The 13392-nt window shown below is 36.1% G+C and carries 12 protein-coding genes and 1 pseudogene; 8 read left to right on the top strand and 5 right to left on the bottom strand.

Going from position 1 to position 13392, the window contains the following annotated elements:
• Positions 1-6: 6 nt before the first annotated feature.
• Together BQ6100_RS11375 and BQ6100_RS11370 are read right to left on the bottom strand one after the other, a co-directional pair.
• Positions 7-1023, bottom strand: coding sequence for a PAS domain-containing protein (locus BQ6100_RS11375; RefSeq protein ID WP_075981741.1), 1017 nt, complete (start codon positions 1021-1023; stop codon positions 7-9).
• A 309-nt stretch (positions 1024-1332) separates the two neighbouring features.
• Positions 1333-2886, bottom strand: coding sequence for a pyruvate kinase (locus BQ6100_RS11370; protein ID WP_159433151.1), 1554 nt, complete (start codon positions 2884-2886; stop codon positions 1333-1335).
• 161 nt (positions 2887-3047) lie between these two features.
• Between BQ6100_RS11370 and BQ6100_RS11365 the strand changes: the two genes are divergently transcribed.
• From BQ6100_RS11365 to BQ6100_RS11350, 4 genes and pseudogenes are all read left to right on the top strand, one after another.
• Positions 3048-3194: an anaerobic C4-dicarboxylate transporter family protein gene (locus tag BQ6100_RS11365; protein ID WP_084780349.1), complete on the top strand. Its 147-nt coding sequence runs from the start codon at positions 3048-3050 to the stop codon at positions 3192-3194.
• Between the two features lie 26 nt (positions 3195-3220).
• A pseudogene (locus BQ6100_RS11360) lies at positions 3221-3658 on the top strand (anaerobic C4-dicarboxylate transporter family protein); the annotation flags it as partial.
• Positions 3659-3691: 33 nt separating this feature from the next.
• A complete protein-coding gene (gene aspA / locus BQ6100_RS11355; RefSeq protein WP_075981739.1) occupies positions 3692-5146 on the top strand; it encodes an aspartate ammonia-lyase in 1455 nt (484 codons plus the stop codon).
• A 215-nt stretch (positions 5147-5361) separates the two neighbouring features.
• Positions 5362-6660 (top strand): acetyl-CoA hydrolase/transferase family protein, encoded by a 1299-nt coding sequence (locus tag BQ6100_RS11350; RefSeq protein ID WP_097677916.1) that lies wholly within the window; start codon positions 5362-5364, stop codon positions 6658-6660.
• Between the two features lie 160 nt (positions 6661-6820).
• On the opposite strand, the gene BQ6100_RS11345 is transcribed toward BQ6100_RS11350, so the two are convergent.
• Together BQ6100_RS11345 and shc are read right to left on the bottom strand one after the other, a co-directional pair.
• Positions 6821-6937, bottom strand: coding sequence for a DUF4023 domain-containing protein (locus BQ6100_RS11345; protein ID WP_075981738.1), 117 nt, complete (start codon positions 6935-6937; stop codon positions 6821-6823).
• A gap of 79 nt (positions 6938-7016) precedes the next feature.
• Positions 7017-8924 carry a squalene--hopene cyclase gene (shc, locus tag BQ6100_RS11340; RefSeq protein ID WP_075981737.1) on the bottom strand — a complete coding sequence of 636 codons (1908 nt, stop codon included), beginning with the start codon at positions 8922-8924 and terminating at the stop codon, positions 7017-7019.
• A 69-nt stretch (positions 8925-8993) separates the two neighbouring features.
• Here shc and BQ6100_RS11335 point away from each other — a divergent pair, with 69 nt between their 5' ends.
• From BQ6100_RS11335 to pssA, 3 genes are all read left to right on the top strand, one after another.
• On the top strand, positions 8994-10139 hold the full coding sequence (locus BQ6100_RS11335) for a DUF2515 family protein (protein ID WP_075981736.1): 1146 nt from the start codon (positions 8994-8996) through the stop codon (positions 10137-10139).
• Positions 10126-10521 (top strand): CBO0543 family protein, encoded by a 396-nt coding sequence (locus BQ6100_RS11330; RefSeq protein ID WP_075983535.1) that lies wholly within the window; start codon positions 10126-10128, stop codon positions 10519-10521. Before BQ6100_RS11335 ends, BQ6100_RS11330 begins: the two co-directional genes overlap by 14 nt.
• Positions 10522-10680: 159 nt before the next feature.
• Positions 10681-11376 (top strand): CDP-diacylglycerol--serine O-phosphatidyltransferase, encoded by a 696-nt coding sequence (gene pssA, locus BQ6100_RS11325; RefSeq protein WP_075981735.1) that lies wholly within the window; start codon positions 10681-10683, stop codon positions 11374-11376.
• A 59-nt stretch (positions 11377-11435) separates the two neighbouring features.
• On the opposite strand, the gene BQ6100_RS11320 is transcribed toward pssA, so the two are convergent.
• The gene (locus BQ6100_RS11320; protein WP_075981734.1) at positions 11436-11870 is read right to left on the bottom strand and encodes a DUF4395 domain-containing protein; all 435 of its coding nucleotides are present in this window, start codon (positions 11868-11870) and stop codon (positions 11436-11438) included.
• A gap of 141 nt (positions 11871-12011) precedes the next feature.
• Between BQ6100_RS11320 and BQ6100_RS11315 the strand changes: the two genes are divergently transcribed.
• Entirely contained in the window at positions 12012-13379 is a 1368-nt protein-coding gene (locus BQ6100_RS11315) for a protease complex subunit PrcB family protein (RefSeq protein WP_075981733.1), read from the top strand.
• Positions 13380-13392: the final 13 nt, after the last annotated feature.

Below are 13392 nucleotides of genomic sequence, written 5' to 3'. Positions count from 1 at the left end.
ATTCTCCTAGACTAATGAATTTCGATAGATATCTTTACGCTCATATCCACATATATTTTCAATAGCAGTTGACAAAAAATGGAATTGATTTGATTCAATATTCAGTGACCAGATTCCTGCATCCAGGTTATTATAGAGAGCTCTAAGCTGTTCTTCATTCTTTCTTAATTCTTCCTCTGCAAGATGCTTCCTTGTTATGTCCTGACATACCCCAATCTTTCGAATTAATTGGTTTCTTTCATCGAAAAATAATTGAACCTTTTCGTAAATATAGCGTATTTGACCATCATATCGTATGACTCGATATTCAAACTCATAATTTTTTTTATCCAATTGTGCCTTCCTAATCGCATCTGTGACTCTGAGACGATCGCTAGGATGAATGATTTCAAGAAAATTTTCAAATGAGGGAGGAGAGTCTTCATCATTCATTTTTACTCCTAAGATTTTGTAAAGATGCTTGGACCAGTAAGATTTACCGGTAATCATGTCAATATCCCAGTTACCGATTTTGACCATTTTTTGAGCGAGCTCAAGACTATTTTGAACCTTGAATAATGCATGTTCTTTTTCTTTTAGTTCACTAATGTCTTTGATGATTCCAAATAGGCCAATAATTTTCTCGTCAATAACCATTGGAACTGAAGTAATATTAACTTTTATCTCATGACCGTTTTTATGGATTAATTCCGAGTTGTAATTTTGTGGGTAACCTTCTAATACTAGCTTAAATTTATCTAAATTCTTTTTTAATTCACTCGTTTTCACGTATTTATTAAATGATCCACTAACTTCCTTTGGTGAATAACCAAGCATTTCAATTTTTTGATTAACCTCAAGAATATCTCCACTTTCATTTAGGGTGAAAATAAGATCAGTATGATGTTCAAATAGAGATTTGTAATTTAATTTTTGAGTGAATTCTATATTTGATTGAAGATTTTGTTTTTGATTAAGCTCAGTTGTACTGTTGGAAGAAGTGCCATCTGAAACATTTGGTTTCTTTTTTTTGAAGAAAAACATTAATTCGGCCCCCTGCTCTATGCTGATATAATACCTATAACCTAAGTGGTAGAAGTTAGGAGGTATTGCGGTTTGCTTTTAACGATCTAAAGAGTTTCATATATCTGGTTGGAACATTATTTTAATATTATAGGTTAATTATATTAATTATAAGGTAGTTTTATATTAATGTCATTATGATTATAGTATTAAGATGTTGGAAAATCATAATGGATAGGGGAAGTTAAGTTCGATATTGTTAGACTAAAAATTGGTCACTTATTCGGACAGTGGCGACTCTCTTCAGTATTGCCCAGTTCATTAGGTAATTTATTCGGACAGGGGAGCACCTTCTTTTATACCTTTGAAAAACCCATATTGAACAGTTAAATTTCGATGAATTGTGTTATTTGGTGGAAAGTATTGATTGGAAGTAAGAATCTTTTTAAGCATCATTAATGATTCAACGATATATGGACCCTTATTTAGCATGAAGCAATCGGCTCTTTTGCCCTGTGCGACGTCTGTCATTTCAGACCTGGTAGGGTTTCCTTGTTTTGTTAAACCCTCGAGGACACTTGTTGCCCAAATGGTTGGTGTATGTGCCGCCTTGCAAATATTAAGAATCTCATCCTGCACGAAAGGTAAATTTTCCAGGCCCACCTCTACTGCTAAGTCACCTCTAGCAATCATGATACCGAAGCCTCCATTAAACTTTAATCCTTCAAGGATGATCCTGGCTAGGTGGTGTATAGCATCCTTTGTTTCGATTTTAGCGACAACTGGAATATCTAAGCGAGAGTACCTTTCCAATTCTTCCCTTAGTTTAAGTAAATCGAGAGGAGAGTGGACAAAGGAAATTCCCACAATATCCGCATTTTCTGTAATAAAAGCCAAATCCTTCATATCCTTTTCAGTTAAGGAGGATAAATTTAAGCTGATAAGAGAATCAGGCAGATTCAGACCCTTTCCCTCTTTTATTTTTGCAGTCCTTTTCTCTGGAAAAAGGATTCTAACATCTACATGGTCATTTCGAATACGTTCAACCAAGCCATGAATCTTTCCATCATCTATATAGATGCGATCATTGATTCGCACATTTTTAAATGCCTTTACCAAAGTGACTGGGACGCCAGCAGGGCTTTCATTCGTTGCAGGGTGTCCTTTTTTTTCAGAATCAAGGTAAAGACGCAGCAAATCACCTTTTCTCACAAAAATCTTTTTCTGTTTTTTTGAATCCTGATGTTGGTTGTCTCTGCTAACCTTTCCAATGCGAATCTTAGGACCAGCTAAGTCCATATAAATTTTACAAAATTGATTTCTTAGTATGCCATGTTTTATTAATTTTCTTTCAGTAGTTCTTATAAGAGTAATGAGTTCTTTCCATATGAGCTCATTGTCATGGGCACAATTTATTCTTGCAATGGTCATCCCATTTGTTAAGAGGGACTCGACCAATGCTGGCTGGCTAATCATTTTTGCATCAAGGGTAACCATTATGGAAAAAGGAAGTTTCTCCTCTAATTTTCCGAAAATTATTTCTGAATGAAGCTTAGAGAGGTGTTTTGAATCAGAAGGGGAGATGACTTGAACATTTGGAGGTTCCACAGTCAATCCTTGATGGAAGAGTATTTGCTTTAGTGTATAGAGAGGATGGGGATTTGATGCATTTAAAGATGAGAAACCATGATTAACCAAATGATCTTCTAATTTAGGATTATGTTTTGCCATTATAGCTAAGTAAGTAAGCAGGTTGTCACGGCTTACAATTCTTGATTCAATAGGGTATTTTTCAAGTAATGTTTCACTATCATTAATCGCTTGGTGATATAAATTCAAAATTAATTGGGAAAAATCCTTTTGATTATATGTTTGGTTAATCAATTCCATCACATCCTTCTTCTCTTTTTGCATTCTTTAATATTTATTCAAAAATGGATGTAATGTGAACAATTAATGGAATAACAAAAAAAGTGTTGAGGGCTTTCGTTCGATTCACTTCTACATTTTGGAAAGAATCTATTGTATAATTGGAGGGAATTGTTATGGTGTATTGGATCCAGTTTTTGATTCTATTAATTTGTATTTTTATTGGGGTAAGGATGGGCGATGTTGACCTAGGAGTTATGGGTGGAGTCGGTTTATCCATCTTAGTTTTTTTATTTGGTCACCAACCAACTTCAGCACAATAGAGATTATAATTATGATTTTGGCGTTTGTTACAACTGCAGGTGCTACAGCTGTTGTAGCTATCTTCGGTATCGCGTGGATGGGTGATACTTTCTTTAATGGTAATTCTGAACTTATCTCTGGTTCCATTTCAGATTTAGTTACTGCTGCTCCTTGGTTATTTGCAGTCGCGTTATTTGCTTTGTCCATTCTATTATATAGCCAAGCGGCAACAGTACGAACATTAATGCCTCTGGGAGTTGCATTAAGCATTAATCCAGCTCTTCTTATAGCTATGTTCCCAGCAGTAAACGGATACTTCTTTATTCCAAACTACCCAACTGTTGTTGCTGCAATCAACTTTGATAGGACTGGTACTACAAAAATAGGAAAATATATTTTAAACCACAGCTTCATGGTCCCAGGCTTAATTGCAACCATCGTAGCTGTAGGGGTAGGTATTTTGTTAAGTTCCATTTTACTATAAGTCATCATTAATAATGAATAGGGGTTGAAGGTAATGAGCAGCTTGAAACGTATAGAGAAGGACTTCTTAGGTGAAAAGGAAATTCCTATTGATGCCTATTATGGTGTTCAAACGATGCGTGCAGTGGAAAACTTTCCAATTACTGGTTACCGAATTGACTCAAAGCTTATTACAGCGATGGCCACTGTAAAAAAGTCAGCTGCGATGGCCAACTTGGCTATTGGTCAATTAGATCAGTCTATCGCTGATGCTATTATTAAAGCATGTGATGAAATCATTGATGGGAAGCTTCACGACCAGTTTATCGTGGACCCAATCCAAGGTGGCGCAGGAACACCCATAAATATGAACACAAATGAAGTCATAGCCAATCGTGCACTAGAATTAATAGGGGAGGAAAAAGGAAATTATAAGGTGATTAGCCCAAATTCACACGTGAATATGGCACAGTCCACGAATGATTCCTTTCCAACCGCTATTCACTTATCTGTCTTAGATGGACTAGAAGAGCTACTCGAAACAATGGAAGAGTTATATTCAGAATTCATGTGGAAGGCCGAGGAATTTGACGGTCTAATCAAAATGGGAAGAACACATTTACAGGACGCCGTACCGATTCGTCTTGGACAAGAATTTGAAGCCTATGCGAGAGTATTAAGGAGAGATATTAAGAGGGTTACCCATACTAGAGAACATTTACTTGAGGTAAATATGGGTGCAACAGCTGTTGGTACAGGGCTAAATGCTGACCCTGAATATATAGAGAAGGCTGATTCGTATTTAGCCAAATTTAGCGGCTATCCTATAAGAGGTTCAAGGGACTTAGTCGACGGTACTCAAAACACAGATTGCTATGTTGAGGTATCCAGCTCCTTAAAGGTATGTATGCTGAACATGTCCAAGGTAGCAAATGATTTACGTTTAATGACATCTGGTCCAAGATGTGGTTTAGGGGAAATTAATCTTCCTCCACGTCAACCGGGTTCTTCCATCATGCCAGGAAAAGTAAATCCAGTTATGGCAGAAGTACTCAATCAAAGTGCGTTTCAGGTGGTAGGAAATGACTTAACTATTAGCATGGCCTCTGAAGCAGGTCAATTTGAATTAAACGTAATGGAACCAGTAATTGTCTTTAATCTTTTACAGTCTATTAATATAATGAATAATGTCTTTACAGTATTCCGTAAGTATTGCTTAAGTGATATTACAGCTAATCCAGAAAAAATGGAGGCCTACGTGAATAATAGTGTCGGTGTAATTACTGCAATTAATCCGCATGTAGGTTATGAAACAGCTGCTTCGATCGCAAGAGAGGCCATATTAACTAATAAGCCAGTAAGAGAAATCGTTCTTGAAAGAGGCGTATTAACAGAAGAAGAGCTTGATACGATTCTTCATCCATTTGAAATGACTCACCCTGGAATTGCGGGGAAAGAGCTGTTAAATCAAAAAAAAAGTAAAAAGGATGAAAAATTAGTTTTATCCTAGTTAACAACATTTTACAAAAGATAGAAAGCTGGTAAAAAAAGGCTTTCTATCTTTTTATTTATAGTATTGTAATAAATTGTATGAATAATCAAATTTGTTCAATAAATGTTCAAAAAAATATTTTTATTTTCCGAATATTTTCTACAAATATCTACAAATTTAGCAGTATGATAGAAATAAAGGAAAATAAAATAATAGAAATGCAGGTGAAAAGTATGAAGGCCTATTTAAAAAATTGGTTGATTACAAAAAGAAAAACGCCTGAAGCATTCTTATCCTTGGTTAAAGATGGAGATGATCTCATCCTTCCACTTACAAATGGGGAACCTAACATCCTATTAGATGTACTAGAAGAAAATGCTTCACGGTATAAAGGGGTAAAAATTCATCAAATGCTCACACTAAGGGACCGGCCATATATTCATGGTCAATTTAACGATTCGTTACAGCATGTCTCTTATTTCTTAAGTGGACCAACAAGAAAAGCCTTTTTACAGGGGCAATGTGAGCTTGTCCCGAACAATTTCCATGAAGTACCAAAGATATTATTATCAACGTTAAAATCGCCAAAGGTAATAGCTTGTGCTTCGCAGATGGATGAACATGGTTATTTTTCCTTAGGTACTCAAGCTGATTATGCCGCCAGCTTTATTGGAAAGATGCCATTTATTTTAGAGGTTAACAAGCAAATGCCAAGAACCTTTGGGGCAAATCAAATACATGTAAGTCAAATAGAGGGATTCATCGAAGCCGATTATCCATTGACAGAGTCTGGTTTTGCAACAATCACTGATACAGATATAAAAATTGCAGGTTTTATTGCTGAGCAAATTGAAAACGGTTCCACCCTTCAAGCAGGAATTGGTGCAATTCCAAACGCTGTTGTCAGCCAGCTTGAAAACCATCGTCACCTCGGAATTCATTCAGAATTAATCTCTGATGGTATCGTAGATCTTGTTGAAATAGGGGTTATTGATGGTATGTATAAAAATACCCACAAGGGAAAAATAGTCACCACCTTTGCCTTTGGCTCACAAAGACTGTATGATTTTATCGACAACAATGTGGGGGTTGAATTTTTACCGGTTGATGTTGTTAACGATCCAAGAGAAATTGCTAAAGAGGATAAAATGATTTCCATCAATGCAACTACGGAAGTGGACTTCTTTGGACAATGTGCATCAGAGACCATTGGAGGAAAGTACTATAGCTCCAGCGGTGGTCAATCAGATTTTGCAAGAGGTGCCATATTCTCTAAGGAAGGAAAAGGGTTCATTTGTTTACATTCCACTACAAAGGATGGAAGTATATCAAAAATCCAACCACATCTTTCAGCAGGTTCTGTCGTAACAACCTCAAAGAATGATGCAGACAGAGTGGTTACGGAATATGGAGTAGCAGAGTTAAGAGGTAAGTGTATATCTGATCGTGCAAAGGCACTAATTGCAATTGCGCACCCAAAATTCCGAGAAGAGCTTTTGTTTGAAGCCAAGAGACTTGGGTTTATTATTTAGGTAAATATAGTTTGATTCTAACCTATTTGTTAACATAATCTTATTATGGTAACTAGATGAAAGAGAAAGGAGTACCGAATTGGGTACTCCTTTTATCTTTCGTCTTGGTTGTTATAAAACTTAAAGGGTATTTTTACCAGCAAAAATAACAAGACTTAATCTAATGTTGTTTATTAGGAAGCTTTGACTCAGGATGGCCTTTTCCTCGCTTTTTATTCTTCTCAGCTTTTTTCTGCTGTTCATGTATTTTTTGAACAAATTCATGTGTATTTTCCATGAAGGTACCTCCCTGTGATGAATGCTATGATGTTACTATCCCCATTTTTCAATAAATCCATCCTTTTGAGATGAAGATTTCAATTTGTTCCCATTAAGTTACCCTGTATCAAAAACTTATTTTTATAATTGGATAGTGCTAGCAATGGATAAATATATCGGTAGCTGTGATAATGGATGTAAAATCCGCCACCCATCCCTTGACCAACCGGGTATGAATCCATCCATTCATCACGGTGGATATTATTAAGTAAAAAAGAAACTCCTTTTTCAATTTCGGATGTGACCACATTAGAGGCTGATATTAAAGCATCCAACGACCAAGCTGTTTGGGTTAAATGACTAGACCCAAGTGGAATGTATGAATTATAGATATCACTTTTGCATGATTCTCCCCAACCGCCATCATCATTCTGAATATTCTTTAGCCAATTCACTGCTTTTTGGATGGAAGGGTGCGTAGAACTTAAGCCCACTGACCTAAGACCTGTTACAGCTGACCATGTGCCATAAATATAGCAAATACCCCATCGTCCATACCACGAACCGTCTAATTCTTGATTTTTTAAAAGCCACTGAACTCCACGCCGTATAATGGTATGATCCTTTGAAAGTTTTGTATAGGTACCGATAAATTCTAAGGTTCTTCCAGTTAAATCAGAACTACTTGAATCTAGAAGTAGGAATTTTCCACCTTCAATCGGTAATTGGTTTAAGAACCTTTTATCAACATTTTTTTCAAAGGATGGCCATCCACCATCATCATTTTGCATGGTATATAGCCATTTAAGTCCTTTTTTCCAAGCATCTCGGTAAAGAGGATGAGACGATTTTTGCCTAAATATAGATCTTAAGGAGGCTGTTGTGTCGTCGATGTCAGGGTTTATGGTATTAATATCTGAAAATCCAAAGCCACCTGGTAATACACCAGGATTATGAATGGACCAATCTCCAAATCGGTTATGTTGTCTAGTTAATAAATACTGATGTGCTTTTTCAATCATAGGATCATTAGAGGGTAGCCCGGCATTTTGTAAACAAAAGCTGATTAATGAAGTGTTCCAAACATGAGCTGTTGTATATTGCATATGAGGATGACCATGAATGGAGCATTTCATAGCCTTTAACCCATCAACTGCACGGATAATGATTGGGTCATTTTTTGGGTGACCAAGTGACAAAAGGGCAAATATCATTAAAAATGTGGCACTGTAATAGCTGTACAAGGTGCCGTCCTTTTCAAGATGATTCAGCATATATTCTTTAGCGCGGTGAATGGCCTTGGAATGAATAGCTTGTGGCAATCCTATGATGTTTTTAATCCCTGTTTCCAAGAGTCTAAATAATTTCCGAACTCCTTGAGTGTCTCTCCAATGAAAAAAATCATCCTCCTCTCTGTGAACTATTAAATCAGAAAGATCAGGACTTTTCTTCGTCTTTATCTGAAATTTCTTAGAGGCCAAAATCATTAGTGGGGTAAGATTTGCCCTACCATAAACAGAGAAATCATAGAAGTTAATGGGGAAGCTGGTTGGTAAAAGAATGACCTCTACAGGAACCGGAAAAAATGATGGCCAACGATATTGACCTGTTAAGGCAAGCATGATCTTTGCAAACATATGTGCCTTTCTTAACCCACCATTAGACAAAATGAAGTCTTTGGCTTTCCTTAATCGATCATCGGTTTGATTGTAGTATCCTGAATATGAAAGAGCGTAATATGCTTCAACCGTTGATGTAATGTTTCCTTCTCCATCTTCATCAGCAAATAGCTTCCATGAACCATTTTCTCCTTGTTTACTCAAAATTCTTTTCGACAATTCCTTAATTAACTCTTCATCATGAATTTCAAGAGTTCTTAATAAAATGATCATATAGGCATCAGTGGAAATTCCAGTTTCAAATGGGTATCCCCATGAACCGTTTGTGCTTTGATTATCCCTTAATTTTTGTACTATTTCATTCATCACGATATCGAGCTTTTGCATAATAATCTAAACATCCCCTGCCTAGAAATATTTCATATTTATACATATTCCTTGGGGAGGTGAACAGTTATTTGTTTCTTTAAAAAAAAGACACCGCTCCCGGAAAATTTACTTGAGATAAAGAAAGAACTGAAAAGAAAAAGGAATGAGAATCAGCTTGTTGAGGGGGAAAAGCTAACCAAGGAGGATGAAAGATTAATAAAGGAAATCACAGTGAAATGTAGTGATTTCAATCAAAATAATGTCACTCGTACCAAAGCCTATCTCGATTTTTATAGAAAACACCCCCAGATTCATTGGGCATTCCTCGGTCATATGGTTTCTAGAAACGGGGGATGGAACATGACTGATTTAAAGGGGGAATTTCTTTCAAGGATTATGAATGACAGAACAAAAAAGGATTTTTACTCCTTTTTAGAGCGGGGGAACTGGCTGATTTTTCAAGATGTCTATCCACAATTTTTGCTGTATGAAAAAAGCCTGAAAAGAAATCATAATTTATTTTATTTATTGAGTCACTTTGGAGTATCTGTTTTTATGGAGCCAATATGGAATTACTTTTGGAAGACAAAGGATAGCTATATACTTACCGTTGCTCTTATTATTAATGAACAGAGTTATTTAGAAAAAAGAGTGGTCCAAAATGAAAAGTACAGGAGTAGGGTACTGAATACGATTCCATTTAAATTACAGGACATACTTACGTTTAATCAAATAGTATTTCCATACGATAAGGGTGGAATATCCTATGGAAGAGCTGAGCTGATCGGGCTTTCCCTTCATTATTTTAGTAGTTTACATGAGAGAATTCTCCTTGGCAAAAGATTGTACTCTTTACTCTTCCATCATGAAGAGGTTCTGGAAAAAGTCTTTCAATGGGCTGTTTCACATCCACATACAGGGTCGAGAAAGGATTACTGGCCAGACCTATTTAATGATGTAAAGGAGGAATTGCCGAATGAGTATTCTTCCCTACGTCTAAAGGATTGTCAGCTAAAAGAAGGGGCTAATAAAATATATAGTCCCAGGCTCGAATATGCCTGGAAAAATATTATCCAACCAAAAGCAGAACCAGGAGATTGGTTTAATAATTGGAGAATAATCGAATATTTAAAGAAAGAGGATGGACTAGTTGAAGGAGAAATTAAACGAGAATACTGCAAGACCCTTGAGACCCTTGAGCTCGCTGTTTTTGCGAAAAATGCGATATACTAGCCTTATCCCATATTTTGTAGCGAGCCTCTTTGCCTCTTTGCTTGGAACTTATTTAGATTTATATTTTGTCGGGAAAAAGCTATATTCCTTTCCAAGACGAAACTTTTCTGAAATATTTTCTATTGAAATCCTCATCCCGTTGCTCATTTTGCCAATCGCAACAGTTGTAGTATTATCTGTTATACAGCGGATGGAAAAATGGACGCGACTTTGCTTTCTTCTATTCATTAGTAGTTTGGTACCATTGGTAGAAAAGGTTTCAGAAGATTGGGGATTCTTTCAACATAGTGAGCAATGGAGACACGGCTATTCTTTCATTGGCTATTTATTATTTTTTTTAGTCATTTGGCGAGTTTTTCAATGGACAAAAAACTGGTTTTAAGTCGTTAGTTTTCATTATAAAAGACAAGCATGAGCTAAATGACAAGAAATTGTCGGTGTTTCTTTGGTCTTTGTTTGAATTGATATAAGTGAAACTGGTACAATAGAATGGTTATAGATTACATATTTATTAGGTTTTATAGGAGTGTGAATTCAACTAGTGCGACTTTCAAAAGCAATTCCGAACATGTTTACACTTGGGAATTTATTTTGTGGTTTTTTATCCATCGGATTTGCTTCAAATGGGGAATACAATAATGCAGCGATTTTAATATTAATAGGAATGATGCTAGACAGTATGGACGGAAGGCTTGCGAGAATGTTGAATGCTGATAGTGCATTGGGCAAGGAATTGGACTCATTAGCAGATATCGTGACATTTGGAGTTGCTCCCTCCTTTTTAGTATATTTTACATATTTTAGCCAATTTGGATTAATAGGAATGGTTGTTGCTGGATTATTTCCACTATTTGGGGCATATCGGTTAGCAAGGTTTAATATTGGTTCGAGTAAATCCTCCTTACATTATTTTGTAGGGGTTCCGATTACAGCAGCTGGTGGAATTTTGGCTTTGTTAACACTGTTCGGAGACACTCTCCCAAACATCATTACGACAGTTGTTTTCACCGCACTTTGCTTTTTAATGGTGAGTCGACTGAGAATTCCTAGCCTTAAAGAGGTTCCACTTCCGAAATACGGTACGATAGTAACCATTTTTCTAGGCTGCCTTTTGTACATTATTTATAGGCAGTCATATCATGATTTTCCTTACTTAATCTACATTGCAACACCGGTATATATCGGATATTTAGCCTATCGCTTTGTAAAAAGGAAAAACACAAAGGATTTTGATTAAAAAAAAGAGGCTCTCCCCATTCCTATGTGCATGGCACGTAAGAGGGAGAGCCTACTTTCTTAACGATTGGATGATTGAGTTCGTCGAAATTGATATTGCTTCCACTGAAATAGAATGAAGCAACCAATACAAAATCCAAGGATGGCAATAAAAGCCGCAAGAGCAACCATAATTGTGAAAATATATCCAACTATATCCCAATCCATTAAGAAACCAATTAGGCCTAAAGCTAAGCAGCTAACTGCAATGATTTGATTGAATTGTTGCTGTTCATAATCTTCAGGTATATATTTTGATGGGTCTTTTTTTAAAAATAACTTTGCAATTCTCATGACAGGATTGAAGCCAAATAAAATTCCCAGTAGCCCACACACCAATGGGATAGCTAGAAGCCACTCCATACTCGTTCCCCATGTTAATAGAACACTGATGACAATGACCCACTGATTCGTACGTACCAGTGGCCTTGGAATACTTTTTGTGATACTCCCCATATTAATCCCCACTTTTCTTATTGGTATTATTAATTTTAATTATTGTAACTTTTTTTCTTTGTTTATGGAAGTATTTTGCAACTTTTTCTTTTCCTTTACGACTAATAATTAGACAAAGTGGTAAAAGGAGGAAATGTACTTTTGAGAAAAATATGCATTTTATCAGTTTTCATATGTATCTTTTTGTTTAGTAGTGTCATTGTGTGGGCCAAAGAAAAAGATGCAGAAAGCGGGAATTTTAATCCTACATTCACATTAGTAAATGAACATTCATTATCAGAAATTGAAAAGAAGTTTGTTGAAATGGCGAAAACAGTGGAAGGTGTACACCACTACGGGGATCTTTATGTCATTTCCCAAGGAGCTAAGCCTAATTCTGGATATATGTTAGAATACACGGAGCAGCTTCAGAAATGGGAGCAGCTACAAATCATGGTAAAAAGCGTTGAACCAAAAAAAGGGGAGATGTATTCGGATGTCATTGTCTATCCATCTATCGTTGGGCGTCTTCAATTACCAGCGTATACGACGCTCTCTGTTCTCGATGAAACAACTCACAGACCATTTTTAAAACAGAAAAGCTTGCCATTTTCTTTTCAAAAACAAATGATTATTACTGAAAAATCGAAGACCTGGAAGATTCCATTAAAGAAGCCAATTACGAAGAAATCTCTAGCTGACTATCGAATTACATTAGAAAAGCTAGGGAAGGATTCCAAAACCATTCCTGTAAGGGTAACCCTTGAAAGGAAGAACAAAATACTAAAAATAAAACCAACACATTCATTTGAATATAACTCAAGCTATCTTCTACAAATAGAGAATAAAAATTCAAAGGAAAAGAAAACCATCATCCCATTTGAGGTGAAGCCCAAAACCATTAGGTTAAATGATGATTTTAATCATTCTTTAAATGGCTGGATTGGCGGATTCTCTGATTTACCTATCAATTATGACCAAGAAGCCTATCAATTAGAATTTGCACACTCCATTATACCGAGTAAGGATATTCGTTTGACCAAAGGCCTAAAGCTAAGTGGGATGAACAGAAGTGATGATCTTTTCATGTTTGCCAAGAAAAAAATAAGCAAAGAGGATGGTTTGGCACCGAGCACTAAATATTTATTAAAGATGGATGTTCAATTTTATACGAATGTGAATCCAAAGCAAATTGGTATTGGAGGGGCTCCAGGGGAAGCGGTATACGTAAAAGCAGGAGCTACCACAGTTGAACCAAAAGCGATTCCACACAATTCTGATTTAAGAATGAATATCGATAAGGGCGAACAAGCATCAGGTGGGAAGGATGCTGTTTTAATGGGGAATATTGCGAAAGAAAGCAGCTCAAATGATCAATATATACTTAAGAAATTATCATTGAAAAAAGAAATGGAAGTGACCACTGATAAAAACGGAGAGCTGTGGTTAATATTTGGAACGGACTCCGGTTTTGAAGGGAGGACTACTCTTTATTATCAAAATGTCGAAGTAATTCTTTCAAAAAAATAAAGGACCGTTGGAC

This window comes from Bacillus massilinigeriensis (genome assembly GCF_900117315.1).
GTDB lineage: Bacteria > Bacillota > Bacilli > Bacillales > Cytobacillaceae > Bacillus_BE > Bacillus_BE massilionigeriensis.
The sequence above is the reverse complement of the archived record's forward strand: the minus strand, read 5'-3'. Positions and strand labels throughout refer to the sequence as shown.

Bases quoted from the DNA above. Each gene is read 5' to 3' on its own strand.
- BQ6100_RS11350 (WP_097677916.1), top strand. From the start codon at position 5,362: ATGAAGGCCTATTTAAAAAATTGGTTGATTACAAAAAGAAAAACGCCT.
- BQ6100_RS11375 (WP_075981741.1), bottom strand. From the start codon at position 1,023: ATGTTTTTCTTCAAAAAAAAGAAACCAAATGTTTCAGATGGCACTTCT.
- BQ6100_RS11365 (WP_084780349.1), top strand. From the start codon at position 3,048: ATGGTGTATTGGATCCAGTTTTTGATTCTATTAATTTGTATTTTTATT.
- BQ6100_RS11330 (WP_075983535.1), top strand. From the start codon at position 10,126: ATGCGATATACTAGCCTTATCCCATATTTTGTAGCGAGCCTCTTTGCC.
- shc (WP_075981737.1), bottom strand. From the start codon at position 8,924: ATGCAAAAGCTCGATATCGTGATGAATGAAATAGTACAAAAATTAAGG.
- aspA (WP_075981739.1), top strand. From the start codon at position 3,692: ATGAGCAGCTTGAAACGTATAGAGAAGGACTTCTTAGGTGAAAAGGAA.
- BQ6100_RS11345 (WP_075981738.1), bottom strand. From the start codon at position 6,937: ATGGAAAATACACATGAATTTGTTCAAAAAATACATGAACAGCAGAAA.
- BQ6100_RS11320 (WP_075981734.1), bottom strand. From the start codon at position 11,870: ATGGGGAGTATCACAAAAAGTATTCCAAGGCCACTGGTACGTACGAAT.